Genomic DNA, 22,121 nt, shown 5'->3' with positions numbered 1-22,121 from the left:
CGACGATGTCCATCGAAGGCAGGATCGCCGAGGAGCTCGGCGTACGGGAACGGCAGGTCAAGGCCGCCGTCGAGCTGCTCGACGGCGGCTCCACCGTGCCGTTCATCGCGCGCTACCGCAAGGAAGCGACCGAGATGCTCGACGACGCACAGCTGCGCACCCTGGAGGAGCGGCTGCGCTACCTGCGCGAGCTGGAGGACCGCCGCGCGGCGATCCTCGACTCCGTCCGCGAGCAGGGCAAGCTCGACGCAGAGCTGGAGGCCCGGATCAACGGGGCCGACACCAAGGCCCGGCTGGAGGACATCTACCTGCCCTTCAAGCCCAAGCGGCGCACCAAGGCCCAGATCGCCCGCGAGGCCGGTCTGGAGCCGCTCGCCGAGGGGCTGCTCGCCGACCCCTCCGTCGAACCGGCCGCCGCCGCGGCCGCGTTCGTGGACGCCGGCAAGGGGGTCGCGGACCCGGCGGCCGCCCTGGAGGGCGCCCGCGCCATCCTCACCGAGAAGTTCGCCGAGGACGCCGACCTCATCGGCGACCTCCGCGAACGCATGTGGGGCCGCGGCCGGCTCGCCGCGAAGGTCCGCGAGGGCAAGGAGGAGGCGGGCGCCAAGTTCTCCGACTACTTCGACTTCGCCGAGCCCTTCACCGCCCTGCCCTCCCACCGCGTCCTCGCCATGCTGCGCGGCGAGAAGGAGGACGTCCTCAGCCTGGACCTGGAGCCCGAGGAGCCGTCCGAAACCCCCGGCCCGTCCACCTACGAGGGCCTGATCGCCCGCCGCTTCGGTATCGCCGACCGGGCCCGGCCCGGCGACAAGTGGCTGGCCGACACCGTCCGCTGGGCCTGGCGCACCAAGATCCAGGTGCACCTCGGCATCGACCTGCGGACCCGGCTGCGCGCCGCCGCCGAGGACGAGGCCGTACGGGTCTTCGCGGCCAACCTCCGCGACCTGCTCCTCGCCGCCCCCGCCGGCACCCGCGCCACCCTCGGGCTCGACCCGGGCTTCCGCACCGGCGTGAAGGTCGCCGTCGTCGACGCCACCGGCAAGGTCGTCGCCACGGACGTGATCCACCCGCACGTTCCCGCCAACAAGTGGGACCAGTCCCTCGCCACCCTCGCCCGGCTGGCGAAGGAGCACGCCGTCGAGCTGGTCGCCATCGGCAACGGCACCGCCTCGCGCGAGACCGACAAGCTCGCCGGGGACCTCATCACCCGCCACCCCGAACTCGGGCTCACCAAGGTGATGGTCTCCGAGGCCGGCGCCTCCGTGTACTCGGCCTCCGCCTTCGCCTCGCAGGAACTGCCCGGCATGGACGTCTCCCTGCGCGGCGCCGTCTCCATCGCCCGCCGCCTCCAGGACCCGCTCGCCGAACTCGTCAAGATCGACCCGAAGTCCATCGGCGTCGGCCAGTACCAGCACGACCTGTCCGAGGTGAAGCTCTCCCGCTCCCTCGACGCGGTCGTCGAGGACTGCGTCAACGGCGTCGGGGTGGACGTCAACACCGCCTCCGCGCCGCTGCTGTCGCGGGTCTCGGGCATCAGCGGCACCCTCGCCGAGAACATCGTGGCCCACCGCGACGCCAACGGCCCGTTCCGCAGCCGCAAGGGCCTCAAGGACGTGGCCCGCCTCGGCCCCAAGGCGTACGAGCAGTGCGCCGGCTTCCTGCGCATCCGCGGCGGCGACGACCCGCTCGACGCCTCCGCCGTGCACCCCGAGGCCTATCCGGTGGTGCGGGCCATGGGCAAGAAGGCCGGCGGCGAGGTGGCCGCGCTGATCGGCAACACCTCCGTCCTGCGCTCCCTGCGCCCCGACGAGTTCGTCACCGAGGCCTTCGGCCTGCCCACCGTCACCGACATCCTGCGCGAGCTGGAGAAGCCCGGCCGCGACCCGCGCCCCGCCTTCAAGACGGCCAGCTTCAAAGAGGGCGTGGAGAAGATCGGCGACCTGGCCCCCGGGATGGTCCTGGAGGGCGTCGTCACCAACGTGGCCGCCTTCGGCGCCTTCATCGACATCGGCGTCCACCAGGACGGCCTGGCCCACGTCTCCGCCCTGTCGAACACCTTCGTCAAGGACCCGCGGGACGTCGTGAAGCCCGGCGACATCGTCAAGGTCAAGGTCCTGGACGTGGACATCCCGCGCAAGCGGATCTCCCTCACCCTGCGGCTGGAGGACGAGGCCGGCGCGGAGCGCGGAGCCGGCGCGCCCCGCCAGCGCGACGAGCGCCGCGGCGGCGGCCGTCCCCCGCAGCAGCGCGGCCAGGGCCAGGGACGCGGCGAGCAGCAGGGCCAGGTCCAGGGGCAGGGGCAGGCCCGGCGCGGCGGCGGCCAGCGCCAGGGCGGCCAGGGCGGCGCCGGTCAGCGCTCCGGCGCCCCCGCACCCGCCAACAGCGCCATGGCCGACGCCCTGCGCCGCGCCGGGCTCACCGGAGGCGGCCAGGAGGACCGCCGCAAGCGGTAGCGCGGCGGCGGGCGGGGTCGGCAACCCTGGCCGAATAAAGCCCCCGGGGGAGTGCCGACCTTGCCAACTCCCGCAAGTGATCTGTAGGCATGGTGGAACGCCCGTTCGTCTCGCGCGGACGGGCGTTCCGCGTTTCCCCTCAGGGACCGCACTCCCGAGGCCGCCTCAAGGCACAGGATGTTAATGCCGATGCCCACCCACGCCTACCGACGCTGCCCGAGAAAGGGTCCGAAGAGGGAACACATGCCCTACCGGAATCTCAGCCTGCGCAGACGCTGCGAGATGATTCTCGGTCACATGGATCTGACGCACCCCTTCTCCCTGGACACCCTGTGCGCCCGCATAGCCGACCGGAGAGGCCGTCCGATCCGGCTCCACCCGCTGCCCCGCGAGGCCGCCGAATCCGGCGTCTGCGGCCTGTGGGTGGGCACCGAGACCGTCGACTACGTCTTCTACGAGGCCCACACCACCCCCCTGCACCGCGAGCACATCGTGCTCCACGAGCTGGGGCACATCCTCTTCGGCCACCACTCCCTGGAGGGCGAGGAGATCGACGGCCAGGCCCCCGTGGTCCTCGGCCGCACCAACTACACCACCCGCCAGGAGCAGGAGGCGGAGATGCTCGCGAGCATGATCCGCATCCACACCTCGGGCAGCGGCCACCCCCGGCCCGCCCCCGGCCCGCGCGGCGCCCTCGCCCGGTTGGAGTCCGCCATGGGCTACGAGCGGGGCCACCACGATGGCAGCTGACCTCGCCTCCTTCGGCGACAGCCTGGCGGTCCCCAGCGTGGTGTGCCTGTGGGCCGCCGTCCTGCTGCGCGCCCCCGGCGCCCTGCGCTCCCCGCAGCAGCGCGGGCTCTGGCTCGCCGTCGCCACCGCGGCCGCCGCCATGACCCTGAACCTGCCCGACGTCGTCACGTACGCCATGACCCGCGGCGCCGGCTACGCCCACACCATCGGCCTCGTCCGCAACCTCATCGGCGTCCTGTCGGCCGGCGCCGTGCTCTACTTCGTGGCCGCCGCCACCCGCGGCCGGCGGCTCCCGCTCGCCTCCTGGGTGGGCACGGTGGTCTGGCTGGGCACGCTCGTCGCCCTGGACACCGCCGCACCGGCACACGGCACGCACACCATCCCGAACTCCGGGGCCCCCGTGCCCTCCCTGCCGTACTGGCTCGTGCTGATCTCCGCCCACCTCATCGCCAACACCATCTGCGTGTACGTGTGCTGGCGCTACAGCCTGCGCACCGAGAGCCGGGGCCTCGCCGCCGGACTGCGCCTGTTCGGCCTGGGCACCGGCCTGGCCTGGCTGTTCTGGTTCGCGTACCTGCTCAAGGCCCTGTTCGCCAGCACCTGGGCGATGCCCGTCCTGCCGCTGCTGATGAACCTGCACGGACTGCTGCGCGCCGCCGCGATCCTCGTCCCCACCCTCTTCACCCTCCGCCACACCCTCGCCGACACCGCCACCGCGTGGCGGCTGTGGCCGCTGTGGCGGGACCTGGTCCAGGCCGTCCCGCACGTGGTCCTCTCCCGGCCCCGCGCCGGACGCGTGCTGGAACTGCTCTGGCCGCCCGTGCCGCGCAACATGCTCGTCTACCGCAAGGTCATCGAGACCCGCGACGCGATCCTGATCCTGGGGGAGTACGTGGCCCCCGGCGTGCCCGAGCTGGCGCGCGGCCACGTCGCCGGCAGCCGGATCCCCGAGCACCGGCACACGGCGGCCGCACTGGCCTGCGTACTGAAGGAGGCCCGGCGGGCCAAGCTCGCCGGACTCCCCGGACAGCCGGCGCAGGCCTGCGCCCTGGAGCTCCCGGCCGCGATGCAGACCACCGCCGAGGGCGGCGGCCTCAAGGACGAGGCCCGCTTCCTCGTGGACGTCGCCCAGGCCTACGCCTCACCCGAGACCTCCGCCTTCGCACCGGGACCGGCCGCCGCGTGAACCGCGTGACCCCCGTGGACCACCGGGCGCCCGTCCGCAACACCGAGGAAGTGAAACCCCTTTGACCACCACCGTTCTGATCACCGGGGCCAGCGCCGGCCTCGGCGCCGCCTTCGCCCGCGGCTTCGCGGCCAAGGGCTGCGCCCTGGTCCTCGTCGCCCGGGACAAGGCCCGTCTGGAGGCCGTGGCCGCGGAACTCCTCCGGGACTTCGGGACCCTCAGCGAGGTGCTGCCCGCCGACCTCCTCGACCCCGACGGCTGCGCGGCCGTCGCCGGCCGGCTCGCCGACACCGCGCGGCCCGTCGACGTCCTGGTCAACAACGCCGGGTTCGGCCTGCCCGCGCCCTACCCGTACAACCCCGTCGAGGACGAGGAGCGGATGCTCGACCTCCTGGTGAAGGTCCCCCTGCGGCTCACCCACGCCCTGCTGCCGGGCCTGCGGGAGCGCCGCCGGGGCGCCGTGCTCAACGTCTCCTCCGTCGCCGGACTGCTGCCGACCGGCACCTACGGCGCGGCCAAGGCCTGGCTCACCGCGTTCAGCGAGTCCCTCCGGGTCGACATGGCCCCGTACGGGGTCCGGGTGCTGGCGGTGGTGCCGGGCTTCACCCGCACCGAGTTCCAGCAGCGCGCCGGGTCGGACGTCAGCTCCCTGCGCGACTCCGTGTGGCTGGAGCCGGAGGCGGTGGTGGCCAAGGCCCTGCGCGACCTCGCGCTGCGCCGCCCCGTCAGCATCACCGGCCGCCGCTACCAGGCGTACGCCCTCGCGGTCCGCCACCTCCCGCGCACCTTCGTGGCCGGCCGGATGGCCCGCAAGCGCAGGGCCCCCGCGGACCGGACGGGCTGAGCCGGCCGGGCCCGGCCGGCCCGTCCGGTTTGGGGTGCCGCCCGCGGGGCAGCCGCCGGGCGAGGGGGAGACGGCGGCACGGGCTGCGGAGGAGGACCTGTCATGGACGATCAAGGCGGCGCCGGAGGTGTTCCCCTCCACGGCGACGACGACGCACAGCGGCAGCGCAAACCCCATGCGCAGCGGTCCGGCACCGGACGGGAGTCCCGGCCGCACCCGGCCCCCGGACCGGTCCGGCGCGAGGACACGGACGAGGCCAGCCGCCTCGACCGCCCCGGCACCGAGGAGCAGGCGGACCTCCGGGACCGGCGCGGCCACGGCCACGGTCACGACTAGGAGGTCCGGCCCGCCCCGCCCCCGGCACACCGGGCGCGGTCCCGAGCGGGCGGACGGCCCGGGCACCCGGAGCGTTCCAGGGAGCCCGGGCCGTCGCGCTCAGAGCTCGGTGACCTTGCCGTCCGCGACCTCCAGGCGGCGGGTCACGTGCACCGCGTCCAGCATGCGGCGGTCGTGCGTCACCAGCAGCAGGGTGCCCTCGTAGGCCTCCAGCGCCGACTCCAGCTGCTCGATCGCCGGCAGGTCCAGGTGGTTCGTCGGCTCGTCCAGGACCAGCAGGTTCACCCCGCGCCCCTGGAGCAGCGCCAGCGCCGCCCGGGTGCGCTCGCCCGGGGACAGGGTCGCCGCCGGGCGCAGTACGTGCGCCGCCTTCAGGCCGAACTTGGCCAGCAGCGTCCGCACCTCCGCGGGCTCGGTGTCCGGGACCGCCGCGCAGAAGGCCTCCAGCAGGGGTTCCTCCCCGAGGAACAGCCCCCGCGCCTGGTCGACCTCGCCGACCAGGACCCCCGAGCCGAGCACGGCGGAGCCGGAGTCCGGAGCCAGCCGGCCCAGCAGGACCGCGAGGAGGGTGGACTTGCCGGCGCCGTTGGCCCCGGTGATCGCCACCCGGTCCGCCCAGTCGATCTGCAGGCTGGCGGGGCCGAAGGCGAAGTCCCCGCGCTTGACGGCCGCCTCGCGCAGGGTGGCGACGACCGAGCCGGAGCGTGGGGCCGCCGCGATCTCCATGCGCAGCTCCCACTCCTTGCGCGGCTCCTCGACCACCTCCAGCCGCTCGATCGCCCGCTGCGTCTGGCGGGCCTTCGCGGCCTGCTTCTCGCTGGACTCCCCGCGCAGGGACCGGCCGATCTTGTCGTTGTCGGAGGACTTGCGGCGGGCGTTGCGCACGCCCTTGTCCATCCAGTTGCGCTGCATCTGCGCGCGGCCCTCCAGGGCCGCCTTCTTGTCCGCGTACTCCTCGAACTCCTCGCGGGCGTGGCTGCGGGCCCGCGCGCGCTCCTCCAGGTACGACTCGTAGCCGCCGCCGAAGAGGTTGATCTGCTGCTGCGCCAGGTCGAGTTCGAGGACCTTCGTGACGGTCCGCGCCAGGAACTCGCGGTCGTGGCTGATGACGACGGTGCCCGCGCGCAGTCCCGTCACGAACCGCTCCAGCCGCTCCAGACCGGCCAGGTCGAGGTCGTTGGTGGGCTCGTCGAGGAGGAACACGTCGTAGCGGGAGAGCAGCAGGGACGCGAGGCCGGCGCGGGCGGCCTGGCCGCCGGACAGGGCCGTCATCGGCAGGTCCAGGCTCACCGCCAGGCCCAGCTCGTCCGCGGTCTCCTGGGCCCGCTCGTCCAGGTCGGCGCCGCCGAGGTCCAGCCAGCGGTCCAGGGTCTCCGCGTACGCGTCGTCGGCGCCCGGGGTGCCGTCCACCAGCCCCTGCGTGGCCTCGTCCAGCGCCGCCTGCGCGGCCGCGACCCCGGTCCGGCGGGCCAGGAAGTCCCGTACGGTCTCGCCCTCCCGCCGCTCCGGCTCCTGCGGGAGGTGGCCGACGGCCGCGCCGGGCGGGGAGAGCCGCAGCTCACCGGTCTCGGGGGTGTCCAGCCCGGCGAGCAGCCGCAGCAGGGTCGACTTCCCGGCGCCGTTGACACCGACGAGGCCGATGACGTCGCCGGGCGCGACGACGAGGTCGAGGCCGGCGAAGAGCGTGCGCTCGCCGTGCGCGGCGGTGAGGTTCTTGGCGACGAGGGTTGCAGTCATGATGCCCCGATCCTATCGGCGCGCCGCCGGACCACGGTCTACCCGCCGGTCAGCCGCAGCCCGGCCCACAGGGCGGCCACCGCCGCCGCGAGGGCCGCCGGGGTGGTGAGCAGCCCGAGGCGGGTGAAGTCGCCGAGGCGGACGTCCTCGCCGTGCGCGTGCAGCATCCGCCGCCACAGCAGGGTGGCCAGCGAGCCCGCGTAGGTGAGGTTGGGGCCGATGTTCACCCCGATCAGCACGGCCAGCACCACGCCCGGGCCGCCCGGCGCGGCGAGCGGCAGCAGGGCGAGGACCGCGGGGAGGTTGTTGATCAGGTTGGCGAGCACGGCGGCCACCCCCGCCACGGCCAGCAGCGCGGGCAGCGCGTCCCCGTCGGGCAGCAGCCACTCCAGCCCGTCGCCGAGCCCGTGGTCCACCACGGCCCGGACGACCACGCCCAGGGCGAGCACGAACAGGCAGAAGGCGGGCGCGGTGGAGGCCACCAGCCGCCTCGGGGTGGTCTCCCGGCGCCACAGCGCCCGCACGCCCAGCGCCACCGCACCGGCCAGCGCGGCCCAGGCCGGGCTCGCCCCCGCCAGCGAGGCCACCGCGAAGCCCGCCAGGGTCAGCGCCAGCACGGCCGTCGCGAACCGGGGCAGCGGCGCGGGCTCCGCCGCCCCGGGCACGTGCTCGGGCGGGGCGGCCAGGTCGGCCCGGAAGTACCGGCGGAACACCGCGTACTCCACGCCGATCGCGACGGCCCAGGGCAGGGCCATCAGCGCCGCGAACCGGGTGAAGGACAGCCCGCTCGCGGCGAAGGCCAGCAGGTTCGTCAGATTCGAGACGGGCAGCAGCAGCGAGGCCGAGTTCGCCAGGTGGGCGGTGGCGAACACGTGCGGGCGCGGCCGGGCGCCCAGCCGGGCGGACGTGGCCAGCACCACCGGGGTCAGCAGCACCACCGTGGCGTCCAGGCTGAGCACGGCCGTCACCGCCGCCGCCACCAGGAACACCCCGCCCAGCAGCCCCGCCGCCCCCCGCCCGGCCGCCCGCCGGGCCACCGCGGCCCCCGCCGCCCGGAACAGCCCCTCGTCGGCGCACAGCTGGGCGAGGGCCAGGATCACGGCCAGGAACCCGACCACCGGCAGCAGCCCGCGCAGCTGCTCCCACGCGTCGGCCGGGGACACCACCCCGAGCGCGACGAGCAGCCCGGCCGCCGGCACGGCGGCCGCCGCCTCGGGCAGCCCGCGCGGGCGCAGCACGGCGAAGGCCAGCACGAGGAGCAGCAGGACACAGGACAGGGACTCGGCGAGGGCGGTGTTCAGGGCGGCACTCCGGACGGCGCGGGAAGGACCGGCCAAGGATCGCACGGGCCGGCGCCGTGTCCGGATAGGTGGGATGCCCGTCATTGCGGCCATCGGGGCCGGGTCACACCATGGAGCCATGCCGCAGCGAAACGTGCTCGTCGTCCTCTACGACGGGGTCCAGAGCCTGGACGTGACCGGCCCCGTCGAGGTCTTCGACGGGGCGGGCCGCTGCCGCCCGGGCGACGGCGGGTACGCGATCCGGACCCTCTCCCCGGGAGGCGGTCCGGTGCGCACCGGCAGCGGGCTGACCCTGGTCCCGGACGGGGACCTGGAGGGCGCCCGCCCCGGCCCGGACACCACCCTGCTGGTGCCCGGCGGCCGCTACACCGGGGACTTCGACCCGCGGATCACCGACTGGCTGCGGGCGCACGGGGGCCGTGCGGGCCGGCTGGTGTCCGTCTGCACGGGCGGCCTGCTGCTGGCCGAGGCCGGACTGCTGGACGGGCGGCGGGCGGCCACGCACTGGTCGGTGTGCGAGCGGATGGCACGGGACTACCCGCGGGTGACGGTGGAACCGGACCCCATCTACGTCCGGGACGGCCACGTGGCCACCTCGGCCGGGGTCACCGCCGGGATCGACCTGGCGCTGGCGCTGGTGGAGGAGGACCTCGGGCAGGACGTGGCCCTGCTGATCGCCCGGCACCTGGTGGTGTTCCTGCGCCGGCCCGGCAACCAGGCGCAGTTCAGCGCCCAGCTGGCGGCGCAGACCGCCCGGCGGGAGCCGCTGCGGGAGGTGCAGCACTGGATCAGCCGGCACCCGGGCGGGGACCTGCGGGTGGAGGCCCTCGCGGCCCGCGCGGCACTGTCCCCGAGGCACTTCGCGCGGGCCTTCCAGGCCGAGACGGGGGTGACGCCGGGGCGGTACGTCGAGCGGGTGCGGGTGGAACACGCGCGGCGGATGCTGGAGGAGTCGGGGGAGGGGGTGGCCCGTATCTCCCGCGCGTGCGGCTACGGCACCCCGGAGGCGCTGCGGCGCGCCTTCCTCCGGACCCTCGGCCAGTCCCCGACCGAATACCGCCGCCGCTTCGGTCCCCCGCCGGCGTAGCCGGAGCCCGTCTCCCCGCCCCACCCCGTCGCGCGCAGCGCACACGGCGTCCGCCCCGTCGGGGCGGCAACCCACGACACAGCCACCCCTCCGGAGGAGACATGCAGATCGCCGTCCTGCTCTACGACCGCTTCACCGCCCTCGACGCCATCGGCCCCTACGAGACCCTCAGCCGCCTCGACGGCGCCGAGACCGTGTTCGTGGCGGAGCACAAGGGCCCCGTACGCACCGACAACGGCGCCGCCGTCCTCGTCGCCGGGAAGTCGCTGGACGAGGTGCCCCGCCCCGACATCGTCATCGTCCCCGGCGGCCCGCACCCCGAGGTGGAGATGAAGAACCCCGCCGTCCTCGACTGGCTCCGCTCCGTGGACGCCACCACCACCTGGACCACGTCCGTCTGCACCGGCTCGCTGCTCCTGGCCGCCGCCGGCCTGCTCGACGGGCGCCGGGCGACCAGCCACTGGCTGTACCTGGACCACCTGACCCCCTTCGGGGCCGAGCCCACCGGCGAGCGGGTGGTGTTCGACGGCAAGTACGTGACCGCCGCCGGGGTCTCCTCCGGCCTGGACATGGGGCTCGGGCTGCTCGGCCGGATCGCGGGGGACCAGTACGCCCAGACCGTGCAGCTGATGTGCGAGTACGACCCCCAGCCGCCCTACGACGCCGGCTCCCCGGCCAAGGCCCCGGCGGAGATCGTCGCCCGGCTGCGTTCCGCTAATCCCCTGGCGGGCCAGGGCGCCAGCTGAACACCGGGTCCCGGCGTTCCAGGAAGGCGGCGACCCCCTCCGCGGTGTCGCCGCTCGCGGCCGCCTGGGCGCTCCAGTACGCGTCCCGGTCGGTGCGCCCGTCCGCGAACTCCTTCGCGGCGGCCTGCGTCAGCCGCGAGCGCGTGGTCAGGGTCCGGGTGAACTCCGCCACCCGCTTCTCCAGCCCCCCGGCCGGCAGCAGCTCGTTCAGGAACCCGGCCCGCAGCGCGGTCTCGGCCCCGATCAGCTCGGCCGAGAAGAGCAGGTACTTGGCCCACGCCGGGCCCACCAGCGAGGCCAGCCGGCGGGTGGAGGAGGCCGGGTAGACGATGCCCAGCTTCGCCGGGGTCACCCCGAACCGCGCGCCCTCCTCCGCGAACCGCAGGTCGCACGCCGCCGCCAGCTGGCTGCCGCCGCCCACGCAGAATCCGCGGACCGCCGCCACCGTCGGCTTGGGGAACGCGGCCAGGGCCTCCTCGGCCGCGACCGCCAGGGCCTGCGGGTCCTCGTCCCCGGTCAGGGAGGAGATGTCGGCGCCGGCGCAGAAGGTCGGACCGGCCCCGGTCAGGACCAGCACCCGTACGGCCGGGTCGGCGGCCAGCTCCGGCAGCAGCTCCGGCAGGGCGCGCCACATGGCGGCCGTCATGGCGTTGCGCTTGGCGGGGTGGGCGATGGTGACCGTGGCCACCCCGTCGGCGACCGTGTGGCGGAGGGCCGCTTCCCGGGGTGCCTCCCGGGCGGCGTCCATGGCTGCGTCCATGCGCCGGATGCTATCCCGGGGCGACGATCCTATGATCAAGGGGACTCCGTCCCCCCGGGGGGGGTGCGAGGAGGTGGCCCGCCCATGGGCGTGGACCGGAAGGCCGAGCGGAAGCGGCCGCAGCAGCAGGAGAAGAAGAAACTGGGCCGCAGCTTCGGGCTGCTGGCGCTCCTCGGAGTGGTCCTGGTGCTGGCCGGGCTGGTGGGCCTGGTCTACGCCGGGGTGGCCACCTTGACCTCGATGTTCCTCTTCGGCTGGCTGCTGCTGCTCGGCGGGCTGGTGGGCCTCGCCCAGGCGGTCCAGTCGCGCAGGAGCAACTACTTCTGGCTGGCCGTCGTCGTGGCCGCGGTCAACCTCGCCGCCGGGTTCGTGATCCTGCGCCGCCCCGAGGCGAGCGCCGAAGCGCTGACCATGTTCGCCGCGCTGCTCTTCCTCACCGGCGGGGTGTTCCGGCTCGCGGGCTCCCTGGTGGTGCGCGGGCCCAACTTCGGGCTGTCCCTGATCCAGGGCGCCTTCGGGGTCCTGCTCGGCATCCTGATCCTGTGGGAGTGGCCCGGCAGCAGCCTGTACGTGATCGGGACCTTCTTCTCCCTGGCGCTGCTGTTCGACGGGTTGAGCCTGGTGGCGGTGGGCATGGGCGCCCGGCGGATCCTGGGTCTGGTCAGGGAAGACACGGTGAGCGGGCAGGACACGGCAGCCGCTGCCAAGCGGAGCGTGGCGGATCAGGATCAGTCCAACAACTGACTCCGTCATACGCCGACGGTCAGAAAGCGTCCGATTGCTGCTGACTTCTGGTCAGCGGAGCGGTCCGGAGCAGGTGTCTCGCCACTCTTGACGCGTGGAGACGATCGAGCGCGAAGACGGGGGTCGGAAGATGGACGACAGCGGGAGCATCCCGCCGGCCAGAGGAGGTGAGACGGCGGCTCCGGCCGACCCCCTCATGTACGAGGGAGTGTGGCGTTTCACCGCGCCGGCGGTAGAAGAATCCGTTCCCCAGGCCCGGCGGGCGGTCCGCGACCTGCTCGGCCGCCAGGGGGTGCCGGCCTCGCAGGACCTGGTGTACTCCCTGCTGCTGATCGTCTCCGAGCTGGTGACGAACTCGGTCCGGCACGCCGCCCTGCTCTCGCCGGAGGTGGCCGTCGAGGTGGCCGTGGGTCCGGAGTGGGTACGGGTGGCCGTCGAGGACGACCACCCGTACCGGCCCAAGGCGCTCGAGGCCGACTTCGGCCAGACCGGCGGCCGGGGGCTGCTCCTGGTCCGCGAGGTCACCCTCGAGGCCGGCGGGGTGTGCGACGTCGAGCACACCTCCACCGGCGGCAAGGTGATCTGGGCCGCCCTGCCCCTGAACGCCCCGGCCCGGCCCCTCTGAGACCCCGGCCCGCCGCACCGGGCCCCGCACCGCACCCGAACGGCGCAGCGGCTACCAGCCGGCCGCGTCGCCGGTCAGTTCGCGGATCGCGGGACGCGCGGCGTCGAGCACCGTCATGAACCACGCCGAGAACGGCGCCTCCGCGTGCCGCTTCGCCAGCTCCTCGGCCGTGACGAAGGCGGTGTCGCCGACCTCCTCCGGATCCGGGTGGAGCGAGGCCTGGGCGAGTCCCACGAACAGGTGGTTGTACTCCTGCTCGACCAGACCCGAGGCGGGGTCCGGGTGGTTGTAGCGCACCGTCCCGGCCTGTGCGAGCAGGGAGGGCGAGAGCCCCAGCTCCTCGTGGGTGCGCCGGGCGGCCGCCGCGAACGGGGACTCGCCGGGGTAGGGGTGACCGCAACAGGTGTTCGACCAGACGCCGGGGGAGTGGTACTTCCCGAGGGCGCGCTGCTGGAGCAGCAGCCGCCCCTGCTCGTCGAAGAGGAACACGGAGAACGCCCGGTGCAGCAGACCGGGGGCCTGATGGGCGGAGAGCTTCTCCGCCGTGCCGATGGTGTTGCCGGACTCGTCGACCAGTTCGAGCATGATCGATTCTTGAGCGCCGGTGCCGGCGGACGCGCTGTTGTCGGCGTCAGTGGCTGATGTGGTCGGCATACCCATCCTTCGCTTCGGACTTCGGTCTTCAGTCTGCCGTACAAAAGGGGCTTGTCCCCACTTCGGCCATCCGCGCATGTCCGGCCCCCGCCGCGTGGTAACGGCGGGGGCCGGACGGCCGGTCAGGGCCTCAGACGCCGAAGGGGGCCGGATACCCGATCGTGCCCACGGGCACCGGAACGGAATCGTCCAGCACCAGCGCCATCATGGCCTCGTCCGGCACCTCGAACGGGGCCCGGATCCCGTAGCGCGAGGCCGGGACGAAACCGAAGCGCGGGTAGTACGACGGATGCCCCAGGACCAGCACCAACGTCTCCCCCCGCGCCGCGGCGGCCGCGAGCAGCGCCCGTACCACCGTGCTGCCCGCGCCCGAGCGCTGGAGCGCGGGATCGGCCGCCACCGGCGCGAGCGCGAGCGCCGGCGCGCCGTCCACCGCGCAACGGGTCAGCAGGGCGTGCGCCGCCACCGACCCGTCCGGGCCCTCGGCCACGTACGACAGCCCGGGGAGCCAGGACCCGTCGGCGCGCAGCGCGTCCACGAGATCAGCCTCCAGCGGGGTATCGAAGGCCGCCAGGTTGACGGTCCGCACGGCCGCCGCGTCGGCGGCGGTCTCGGGCCGGGCCCGCCAGCGGCCCCCGGCCGGGGCCGGGTCACCGGCGGTCACCGGGGCCAGCACCCAGCCCCGGTAGCCGTACTCGTGCCCGTGCCGTTCCCGTACGGCGAGCTCCTCGCGCACGCCGGCCAGGGCGGCCGCCTCGGCGGGGGTGGCAGGGGCGGCGGCCGCGGCCCGCTCGCCGAGCGGCCCGTAGTACTCCGCCCAGTCGGAGTCCGGCTGGAGGACGTCGCCCAGCAGCCGGTAGCCGGCCGCCTGGACGGCCGCGGTGTTGCGGGCGGTGGAACGCAGCGGGTACTGCGGGTCCCAGAAGGCGCGGGCCCCGGCCGAGGGCTCCTCGGCGGTCCACTCGCACTCGCTGAGCACGAGCCGGCCGCCGGGGACGAGGAGCCGCTTCCACTCGGCGAGCGCCCGGTCGAAGCCGAGGGAGAAGGCGGAGCCCTCCGCCCACACGAGGTCGAAGGAGCCGTCCTCGAAGGGGAGCGCGCCCATGTCGGCGCGCACCGCGCGGACCCGCCCGTCGAGGCCCCGGGCCGAGGCGGCGGAACGCAGCTCCTCCAGGAACGGCTCGTACAGGTCGACGGCGGTCACCTCGGCGCGGCCCGCCCCGCCCGCCTCGGCGGCGAGCAGCAGGGCGCTGCGGCCCGGACCGCAGCCGATGTCGAGGACGCGCGGCCGCTCGGGCAGCGGTCCGCACAGGGACAGCAGGTGCCGGGTGGTGGTGTCGGAACCGGGGGACTGCCGGGGCAGCCCGCGGTGCAGCTCCATGAACGCCGCGAAGACCTCGTCGGCGGAGCTGTCGTGAGTGGTGTCGCTGGTGGTGTCGGTCAACGTGAACCCTTGAACGGGGGCTCCGGCCGACGGGGGCCTGTCGTCGTGTGAGGAAGAAGAGGATCAGGCCCGGCCGGACACCCGGGAAGACGGGGAGATGTACCGGAGTTCGCCGCGCACGGCAGCGATCGCTGCGACGGTCATCAATCCACCTCTTCCACGTTCGGAGTCGGCGTCCACCTTAACATCCGTCCGCAAACCGGACGGATGGGGGCCGAACGGCTGATGAATGCCGTCTTCCATTCATCCGATAGCCTCTGCCGACAGCCGCAGCCGCCGTGTCGCCGCGCTTTCTGCCGCCGCCCACGGGGCGCCCGCCCGGAACGTTCGTTGCAAGGAGTGAGTCCGTCTGTCGACCGTCATCCTCACCGGCCTGCCGGTCCCCGGATCACCGCTTGAAGACGAGCTCCGTTCGCTCGGGTTCGACGTGCGCCCGGTCCCCGCTCCCGAAGACGCACCCCGGGCGCTGGCCGCCGTGCCCGCCGGACAGCGGGTGGCCGTCGTCGACAGCGGCTTCGTCGGGCACCCGCACGCGCTGCGCCTGGCCCTGACCGACCCGCGCTTCGAGGCCAGCGCCGTGACCGGCGCCTTCGCCGTCCAGCCCGGCGCCCGGGCCGCCCTGGAGCGGGCCGCGGCGCTCGCCCCCGACGGCGAGGGCCCGTACGCGGACCGGCTCGCCGCGGCGGTCGAGGCCTCCGGGACCACCGTCCGGCGGCCCGAGCTCGGCACCCTCGTCGCGGCCGTGCCCGCCGGGGAGGCGGAGCGCGCCGAGGCCCTGGCCGCCGTCGCGGCCGTGGACGACGAGGCCGTACGGCTGCGCGGCGCGGTCAAGGCCCGGGACGGGTTCTTCACCACCTTCTTCATCAGCCCGTACTCGCGCTACATCGCCCGCTGGTGCGCGCGCCGCGGCCTGACCCCCAACCAGGTCACCACCGCCTCCCTGCTCACCGCGCTGCTCGCGGCGGGCTGCGCCGCGACCGGCGAGCGCTGGGGCTACGTCACCGCGGGCGTGCTGCTGCTCGTCTCCTTCGTCCTGGACTGCACCGACGGGCAGCTCGCCCGCTACTCGCTGCAGTACTCCACGATGGGCGCCTGGCTGGACGCGACCTTCGACCGGGTGAAGGAGTACGCCTACTACGCGGGCCTCGCGCTCGGCGCGGCCCGGGGCGGCGACGACGTCTGGGCGCTCGCGCTCGGCTCGATGATCCTGATGACCTGCCGGCACGTGGTCGACTTCTCCTTCAACGAGGCCAACCACGACGCCACGGCCAACACGAGCCCCACGGCCGCCCTCTCCGGCCGGCTCGACAGCGTCGGCTGGACCGTCTGGGTCCGGCGGATGATCATCCTGCCGATCGGCGAGCGCTGGGCGATGATCGCGGTCCTCACGGCGGCCACCACCCCGCGGACCGTCTTCTACGCCCTGCTGATCGGCTGCGCCTTCGGCGCGCTCTACACCACCGCCGGCCGGGTCCTGCGCTCGGTGACCCGCAAGGCGAAGAGGACCGACCGGGCCGCACGGGCGCTGGCCGACCTCGCGGACTCGGGCGTGCTCGCCTGGACCGGCGCCCCGCGCCCGGGCAAGCGGGCCTCGGCCGCCGCCCTGCCGACGGCCGCCGGGGCGGCCGTGGTGATGGCCGGCGGGGCCCTGGTCCGCGACTTCGGCTCGACCTCGCTGATCGCGACGGCGGGGCTCTACGTCTTCCTCTCGGGGGCTGCGGTCTCCACGCCGCTCAAGGGCCCGCTCGACTGGCTGATCCCGCCGCTGTTCCGCTTCGGCGAGTACGTCACGGTCCTCGTCCTCGCCGTCAAGGCGGACGTCCCGGGGGCCCTTCCGGCCGCATTCGGACTGGTCGCGGCGGTCGCCTACCATCACTACGACACGGTCTACCGCATCCGCGGTGGCTCGGACGCCCCCCCGCGCTGGCTGGTGCGGACGACGGGCGGCCACGAGGGCAGGGTCCTGCTGGCCACGCTCCTGGCCGCCGTCCTCACCCGTGACGCGTTCCCCGTCGCGCTCACGGCCATGGCCGTGTTCGTGGCCGTGGTCGTGCTCGTGGAGAGCATCCGTTTCTGGGTCTCCGCCGGAGCACCCGCCGTACACGACGAAGGAGAACCCGCATGATCGGCCTTGTCCTCGCTGCCGGTGCCGGACGCCGTCTGCGTCCCTACACCGACACCCTGCCCAAGGCCCTCGTGCCCGTCGGCCCCGAGGGGCAGGAGGACAGCCTCACCGTCCTCGACCTGACCCTGGGCAACTTCGCCGAGGTCGGCCTGACCGAGGTCGCCATCGTCGTCGGCTACCGCAAGGAGGCCGTGTACGAGCGCCGCGAGGCGCTGGAGGCCAAGTACGGGGTCAAGATCACGCTGATCGACAACGACAAGGCCGAGGAGTGGAACAACGCCTACTCCCTGTGGTGCGCGCGTGACGTCCTGAAGCAGGGCGTGATCCTCGCCAACGGCGACACCGTCCACCCGGTCTCCGTCGAGAAGACCCTGCTCGCCGCCCGCGGCAACGGCCAGAAGATCATCCTCGCCCTCGACACGGTCAAGAACCTGGCCGACGAGGAGATGAAGGTCGTCGTCGACGGCGCCGAGGGCGTGCGGAAGATCACCAAGCTGATGGAGCCGTCCGACGCGACCGGCGAGTACATCGGCGTCACCCTCATCGAGCCGGAGGCCGCCGAGCAGCTGGCCGAGGCCCTCAAGACCACCTTCGAGCGCGACCCCGACCTCTACTACGAGGACGGCTACCAGCAGCTCGTGAACGACGGCTTCACCATCGACGTGGCCCCCATCGGCGACGTGAAGTGGGTCGAGATCGACAACCACGACGACCTCGCCAAGGGCCGGACGATCGCATGCCAGTACTGACGCGGCTGATCCCCTCGCCGGTCGTCGTCGACATCAGCCGCGGGGCGATGGACAAGCTGGACGGCATCCTCGCCGACCAGCGGATCTCCGCGTCCGGCCGGCTCGCGATCGCGATCAGCGGGGGCTCCGGGCAGGCGCTGCGCGCCCGTCTGGAGCAGGCCCTGCCGCACGCCGACTGGTACCCGGTCGTCGACGGCACCATCGACTCGGCGGTCAAGCTCGCCGACGACATAAAGGGCCGCCGCTACGACGCCGTCGTGGGCCTGGGCGGCGGCAAGATCATCGACGTGGCGAAGTACGCCGCGGCGCGGGTCGGGCTGCCCATGGTGGCCATCGCCACCAACCTCTCCCACGACGGCATCTGCTCCCCGGTGTCCATCCTGGACAACGACAACGGCCGGGGCTCCTACGGCGTGCCCACGCCGATCGCCATGGTCATCGACCTCGACGTGATCCGCGAGGCGCCCACGCGCTTCGTCCGCGCCGGCATCGGCGACGTGATCTCCAACATCTCGGCCATCGCCGACTGGGAGCTCTCGCACCGGATCACCGGCGAGGCCGTGGACGGCCTGGCCGCGGCCATGGCCCGCACCGCCGGGGAGTCCGTCCTGCGCCACCCCGGCGGCTGCGGCGACGACGAGTTCCTCACCGTGCTCTCCGAGGCGCTCGTCCTCTCCGGCATCGCCATGTCGATCAGCGGCGACAGCCGCCCCTCGTCCGGCGCCTGCCACGAGATCAGCCACGCCTTCGACCTGCTCCACCCCGGGCGCTCCGCGCTCCACGGCGAGCAGGTCGGCATCGGCGCCGCCTTCGCCATGCACCTGCGCGGCGCCCGCGAGCAGTCCGGGCTCTTCGTCGAGGTGCTGCGCCGGCACGGCCTGCCGGTGCTGCCCGAGGAGATCGGCTTCAGCGCCGACGAGTTCGTCGCGGCCGTGGAGTACGCCCCCCAGACCCGCCCGGGACGGTTCACCATCCTGGAGCACCTCAACCTGTCCGCCGCCGAGATCAGGGACGCTTACGCCGACTATGCCCAGACCATCCGTAGCTGAACTGCGCCCCGTCGTTCACCCGGCGGGCGTCAAGGACCGGCGCAGTGGCGAGCACTGGGGCGGCCGCCTCTACATGCGCGAGATCTCCCTGCGCATCACCCGCCTGCTGGTCACCACCAAGGTCACGCCCAACCAGCTGACCTACGTGATGACGCTGAGCGGAGTCCTGGCCGCCCCGGCCCTGCTGGTGCCGGGCATCTGGGGCGCCGTCCTCGGTGTCCTCGCGGTGCAGGGCTACCTGCTGCTCGACTGCGTCGACGGCGAGGTCGCCCGCTGGAAGAAGCAGTTCTCGCTCTCCGGCGTCTACCTGGACCGCGTCGGCGCCTACCTGTGCGACGCCGCCGTCCTCGTGGGCTTCGGGCTGCGCGCCGCCGACCTGTGGGGCGGCGGCCGGATCGACTGGCTGTGGGCCTTCCTGGGCACCCTCGCGGCCCTCGGCGCGATCCTGATCAAGGCCGAGACCGACCTGGTCGGCGTCGCCCGCCACCAGGCGGGCAAGCCCGTGGTCCAGGAGTCCGCCGCCGAGCCGCGCTCCTCCGGCATGGCCCTGGCCCGCCGGGCCGCCGCCGCGCTGAAGTTCCACCGCCTGGTCCTCGGCATCGAGGCCTCCCTGCTCATCCTGGTGCTGGCGGTCCTCGACCAGGTCCGCGGCGACCTGTTCTTCTCCCGCCTCGGCGTCGCCGTCCTCGCCGGCATCGCCCTGCTGCAGACGGTGCTGCACCTGGTGTCCATCCTCGTATCGAGCAGGCTGCGGTGAGCGCCCCGCTGCGCGTCGGCGCGGTGATCATCACCATGGGCAACCGCCCCGACGAGCTGAAGGCGCTGCTGGACTCGGTGGCCCGCCAGGACGGCGACCCCGTCGAGGTGGTCGTCGTCGGCCAGGGCGTCGAGGTCACCGGCCTGCCCGACGGCGTCCGGACCGTGCACCTCCCCGAGAACCTGGGCATCCCCGGCGGCCGCAACGTCGGCATCGAGGCCTTCGGCCCCGGCGGCAGCGACGTGGACGTGCTGCTCTTCCTCGACGACGACGGGCTGCTGGAGCGCACCGACACGGCCGAGCTGTGCCGGCAGGCCTTCGACGAGGACCCGAAGCTGGGGATCGTCAGCTTCCGGATCGCCGACCCGGACACCGGGGCGACCCAGCGCCGCCACGTGCCGCGGCTGCGCGCCTCCGACCCGATGCGCTCCTCCCGCGTGACCACCTTCCTGGGCGGCGCCAACGCCGTCCGTACGAAGGTCTTCGAGCAGGTGGGTCTCCTGCCGGCCGAGTTCTTCTACGCCCACGAGGAGACCGACCTGGCCTGGCGGGCCCTCGACGCCGGATGGCTGATCGACTACCGCGCGGACATGGTGCTGCTGCACCCGACGACCGCGCCCTCCCGGCACGCGGTCTACCACCGTATGGTGGCCCGTAACCGGGTGTGGCTCGCCCGGCGCAACCTGCCCGCCCCGCTGGTACCGGTCTACCTGGGGGTCTGGCTGGCGCTGACGCTCGTACGCAGGCCCTCGGCACCGGCCCTCAAGGCCTGGTTCGGCGGGTTCAAGGAAGGCTGCACCACCCCCTGCGGTCCCCGGCGCCCCATGCGGTGGCGTACGGTCTGGCGGCTGACGCGACTGGGCCGACCGCCTGTCATCTGAGAAGCTCGCGTCTGGGACCATAAGCCCCGATCACGGGTCCGGCGCTCCAGGCCCGACGCCCCACCTGCGCATCTGGAAGACGGAAAGTTTCAACTTGTGAGTGACACAACCCCCGACGGCGCCCTCGCCACGAGCAAGCCGCCGTCCGACGACGCGGGGCTGACCCCGGCGCAGCTCGCCGACAAGTACGGCCTGTCCGTCAGCGGCGCGCGGCCCACCCTGGGCGGATACGTGCGCCAGCTCTGGGACCGGCGCCACTTCATCATGGCGTTCTCCCGGGCCAAGCTGGTCGCCCAGTACAGCGAGGCGAAGCTCGGGCAGATCTGGCAGGTGGCGACCCCGCTGCTCAACGCGCTGGTCTACTACCTGATCTTCGGCCTGATCATGAACGCGGGCCGCGGCATGCCGAAGGGGGTCTACATCCCCTTCCTGGTGACGGGCATCTTCGTCTTCACCTTCACCCAGAGCTCGCTGATGGCGGGCGTCCGGGCCATCCCCGGCAACCTCGGACTGGTCCGCGCCCTGCACTTCCCACGCGCCTCCCTGCCGATCTCCTTCTCGATGCAGCAGCTCCAGCAGCTGCTGTACTCGATGATCGTCGTGCTGATCGTCACGATCTCCTTCGGCAACTACCCGCGGCTGTCCTGGCTGCTGGTCGTCCCGACGCTGGCGCTGCAGTTCGTCTTCAACACCGGACTCGCGCTGATCTTCGGGCGGATGGGCGCGAAGACCCCCGACCTGGCGCAGCTGATGCCGTTCATCACGCGCACCTGGATGTACGCCTCCGGCGTCATGTTCTCGATCAGCGGGGCGCTCAAGGACCGGCACGTGCCCGGCTGGGTCACCGACGTGCTCCAGTGGAACCCGGCGGCGATCTACATGGACCTCATCCGGTACGCGCTGATCGACGACTACGGCCGGCACCACCTGCCGCCGCACGTCTGGGCCTTCGCCGTCGGCTGGGCCGTCGTGATCGGCCTCGGCGGTTTCGTGTACTTCTGGAAGGCTGAGGAGCGTTACGGCCGTGGCTGACAACACCCAGGGCCGCGTGCCCACCGTCATCGCCGACGAGGTGCACATCGTGTACCGCGTCAACACCGGCAGCTCCGGCAAGGGCAGCGCCACCGCCGCGCTCAGCAAGATAATGCGCCGCGGCAAGGGCGACGCCCCGGGCGTGCGCAAGGTCCACGCCGTCCGCGGGGTCTCCTTCACCGCCTACCGCGGCGAGGCCATCGGCCTCATCGGCTCCAACGGCTCCGGCAAGTCCACCCTGCTGCGCGCCATCGCGGGCCTGCTGCCCTGCGAGTCCGGCAAGGTCTACACCGACGGCCAGCCCTCGCTGCTGGGCGTCAACGCCGCGCTGATGAACGACCTCACCGGCGAGCGCAACGTCGTCCTCGGCGGCCTCGCGATGGGCATGACCCGCGAGCAGGTCAAGGAGCGCTACCAGGACATCGTCGACTTCTCGGGGATCAACGAGAAGGGCGACTTCATCTCCCTGCCGATGCGCACCTACTCCTCCGGCATGGCCGCGCGCCTGCGGTTCTCCATCGCCGCGGCCAAGGACCACGACGTCCTGATGATCGACGAGGCGCTCGCCACCGGTGACCGCAAGTTCCAGGTCCGCTCCGAGGCGCGCATCCGCGAGCTGCGGGAGAAGGCGGGCACGGTCTTCCTGGTGAGCCACAACAACAACTCCATCCGCGACACCTGCAGCCGGGTGCTGTGGCTGGAGAAGGGCGAGCTCCTGATGGACGGGCCCACCGAAGAGGTCGTCGCGGCGTACGAGAAGGCCAGCAGCCACTGACCCGCCGCCCCCTGGCGTCCAGGCCCCCGCCGCTCCCCGCGGCGGGGGCCTCGCCATGCGGCCGACATTCCGGGCGTGGTGGGCAC

Annotated in this window: 21 protein-coding genes; 16 read left to right on the top strand and 5 right to left on the bottom strand. The window is 73.6% G+C overall.

Features of this window, described 5'->3' with window-relative positions:
- Nucleotides 1-5: 5 nt before the first annotated feature.
- The 5 genes from ACFY0O_RS16020 (at nt 6) to ACFY0O_RS16000 (ending at nt 5,569) form a co-directional block, all read left to right on the top strand.
- Complete coding sequence (locus tag ACFY0O_RS16020; protein ID WP_388947521.1) at nt 6-2,453, top strand: Tex family protein; 2,448 nt, start codon at nt 6-8, stop codon at nt 2,451-2,453.
- A gap of 297 nt (nt 2,454-2,750) precedes the next feature.
- Nucleotides 2,751-3,203, top strand: a complete 453-nt coding sequence (locus ACFY0O_RS16015; RefSeq protein WP_388947306.1) for a hypothetical protein — start codon at nt 2,751-2,753, stop codon at nt 3,201-3,203.
- Nucleotides 3,193-4,389 carry an MAB_1171c family putative transporter gene (locus ACFY0O_RS16010; protein ID WP_388947305.1) on the top strand — a complete coding sequence of 399 codons (1,197 nt, stop codon included), beginning with the start codon at nt 3,193-3,195 and terminating at the stop codon, nt 4,387-4,389. Before ACFY0O_RS16015 ends, ACFY0O_RS16010 begins: the two co-directional genes overlap by 11 nt.
- A gap of 61 nt (nt 4,390-4,450) precedes the next feature.
- A complete protein-coding gene (locus ACFY0O_RS16005) occupies nt 4,451-5,233 on the top strand; it encodes an SDR family NAD(P)-dependent oxidoreductase (protein WP_388947304.1) in 783 nt (260 codons plus the stop codon).
- A 102-nt stretch (nt 5,234-5,335) separates the two neighbouring features.
- Nucleotides 5,336-5,569 carry a hypothetical protein gene (locus ACFY0O_RS16000; protein ID WP_388947303.1) on the top strand — a complete coding sequence of 78 codons (234 nt, stop codon included), beginning with the start codon at nt 5,336-5,338 and terminating at the stop codon, nt 5,567-5,569.
- A gap of 99 nt (nt 5,570-5,668) precedes the next feature.
- Here the strand turns inward: ACFY0O_RS16000 and ACFY0O_RS15995 are convergent, their stop codons facing one another.
- Together ACFY0O_RS15995 and ACFY0O_RS15990 are read right to left on the bottom strand one after the other, a co-directional pair.
- Nucleotides 5,669-7,306 carry an ABC-F family ATP-binding cassette domain-containing protein gene (locus ACFY0O_RS15995; RefSeq protein ID WP_388947302.1) on the bottom strand — a complete coding sequence of 546 codons (1,638 nt, stop codon included), beginning with the start codon at nt 7,304-7,306 and terminating at the stop codon, nt 5,669-5,671.
- Nucleotides 7,307-7,344: 38 nt separating this feature from the next.
- Nucleotides 7,345-8,643: an SLC13 family permease gene (locus ACFY0O_RS15990; RefSeq protein ID WP_388947301.1), complete on the bottom strand. Its 1,299-nt coding sequence runs from the start codon at nt 8,641-8,643 to the stop codon at nt 7,345-7,347.
- Between the two features lie 82 nt (nt 8,644-8,725).
- Here ACFY0O_RS15990 and ACFY0O_RS15985 point away from each other — a divergent pair, with 82 nt between their 5' ends.
- Nucleotides 8,726-9,694 (top strand): GlxA family transcriptional regulator, encoded by a 969-nt coding sequence (locus ACFY0O_RS15985; RefSeq protein WP_388947300.1) that lies wholly within the window; start codon nt 8,726-8,728, stop codon nt 9,692-9,694.
- A gap of 101 nt (nt 9,695-9,795) precedes the next feature.
- Nucleotides 9,796-10,440, top strand: a complete 645-nt coding sequence (locus ACFY0O_RS15980; RefSeq protein WP_388947299.1) for a DJ-1/PfpI family protein — start codon at nt 9,796-9,798, stop codon at nt 10,438-10,440.
- On the opposite strand, the gene ACFY0O_RS15975 is transcribed toward ACFY0O_RS15980, so the two are convergent.
- Complete coding sequence (locus ACFY0O_RS15975) at nt 10,409-11,200, bottom strand: enoyl-CoA hydratase/isomerase family protein (RefSeq protein WP_388947298.1); 792 nt, start codon at nt 11,198-11,200, stop codon at nt 10,409-10,411. The genes ACFY0O_RS15980 and ACFY0O_RS15975 overlap by 32 nt on opposite strands.
- 84 nt (nt 11,201-11,284) lie before the next feature.
- Here ACFY0O_RS15975 and ACFY0O_RS15970 point away from each other — a divergent pair, with 84 nt between their 5' ends.
- Nucleotides 11,285-11,944 (top strand): HdeD family acid-resistance protein, encoded by a 660-nt coding sequence (locus ACFY0O_RS15970; RefSeq protein WP_388947297.1) that lies wholly within the window; start codon nt 11,285-11,287, stop codon nt 11,942-11,944.
- Nucleotides 11,945-12,074: 130 nt separating this feature from the next.
- Nucleotides 12,075-12,569: an ATP-binding protein gene (locus ACFY0O_RS15965; RefSeq protein ID WP_388947520.1), complete on the top strand. Its 495-nt coding sequence runs from the start codon at nt 12,075-12,077 to the stop codon at nt 12,567-12,569.
- A gap of 51 nt (nt 12,570-12,620) precedes the next feature.
- Here the strand turns inward: ACFY0O_RS15965 and idi are convergent, their stop codons facing one another.
- Both idi and ACFY0O_RS15955 read right to left on the bottom strand, forming a co-directional pair.
- Nucleotides 12,621-13,223: an isopentenyl-diphosphate Delta-isomerase gene (idi, locus tag ACFY0O_RS15960; RefSeq protein ID WP_358898857.1), complete on the bottom strand. Its 603-nt coding sequence runs from the start codon at nt 13,221-13,223 to the stop codon at nt 12,621-12,623.
- Between the two features lie 130 nt (nt 13,224-13,353).
- Nucleotides 13,354-14,604, bottom strand: a complete 1,251-nt coding sequence (locus tag ACFY0O_RS15955) for a methyltransferase domain-containing protein (protein ID WP_388947519.1) — start codon at nt 14,602-14,604, stop codon at nt 13,354-13,356.
- Between the two features lie 412 nt (nt 14,605-15,016).
- On the opposite strand from ACFY0O_RS15955, the gene ACFY0O_RS15950 reads away from it, so the two are divergent.
- From ACFY0O_RS15950 to ACFY0O_RS15920, 7 genes are all read left to right on the top strand, one after another.
- Nucleotides 15,017-16,792 carry a DUF5941 domain-containing protein gene (locus ACFY0O_RS15950; protein ID WP_388947518.1) on the top strand — a complete coding sequence of 592 codons (1,776 nt, stop codon included), beginning with the start codon at nt 15,017-15,019 and terminating at the stop codon, nt 16,790-16,792.
- Complete coding sequence (locus ACFY0O_RS15945; RefSeq protein WP_358898855.1) at nt 16,789-17,541, top strand: phosphocholine cytidylyltransferase family protein; 753 nt, start codon at nt 16,789-16,791, stop codon at nt 17,539-17,541. The genes ACFY0O_RS15950 and ACFY0O_RS15945 overlap by 4 nt, the downstream gene beginning before the upstream one ends.
- The gene (locus tag ACFY0O_RS15940) at nt 17,529-18,590 is read left to right on the top strand and encodes an iron-containing alcohol dehydrogenase family protein (protein WP_344166557.1); all 1,062 of its coding nucleotides are present in this window, start codon (nt 17,529-17,531) and stop codon (nt 18,588-18,590) included. The genes ACFY0O_RS15945 and ACFY0O_RS15940 overlap by 13 nt, the downstream gene beginning before the upstream one ends.
- On the top strand, nt 18,568-19,347 hold the full coding sequence (locus tag ACFY0O_RS15935; RefSeq protein ID WP_388947296.1) for a CDP-alcohol phosphatidyltransferase family protein: 780 nt from the start codon (nt 18,568-18,570) through the stop codon (nt 19,345-19,347). Before ACFY0O_RS15940 ends, ACFY0O_RS15935 begins: the two co-directional genes overlap by 23 nt.
- A 35-nt stretch (nt 19,348-19,382) precedes the next feature.
- Nucleotides 19,383-20,228: a glycosyltransferase family 2 protein gene (locus ACFY0O_RS15930; protein WP_388947517.1), complete on the top strand. Its 846-nt coding sequence runs from the start codon at nt 19,383-19,385 to the stop codon at nt 20,226-20,228.
- Nucleotides 20,229-20,324: 96 nt separating this feature from the next.
- Nucleotides 20,325-21,260, top strand: a complete 936-nt coding sequence (locus ACFY0O_RS15925) for an ABC transporter permease (RefSeq protein ID WP_358898847.1) — start codon at nt 20,325-20,327, stop codon at nt 21,258-21,260.
- The gene (locus ACFY0O_RS15920; protein ID WP_358898845.1) at nt 21,253-22,035 is read left to right on the top strand and encodes an ABC transporter ATP-binding protein; all 783 of its coding nucleotides are present in this window, start codon (nt 21,253-21,255) and stop codon (nt 22,033-22,035) included. Before ACFY0O_RS15925 ends, ACFY0O_RS15920 begins: the two co-directional genes overlap by 8 nt.
- Nucleotides 22,036-22,121 lie beyond the last annotated feature (86 nt).

The organism is Streptomyces sp. NPDC001594 (assembly GCF_042893675.1).
Lineage (GTDB): Bacteria > Actinomycetota > Actinomycetes > Streptomycetales > Streptomycetaceae > Streptomyces.
Note: the sequence above shows the minus strand (reverse complement) of the source record. Positions and strands in the feature narration are given on the sequence as shown.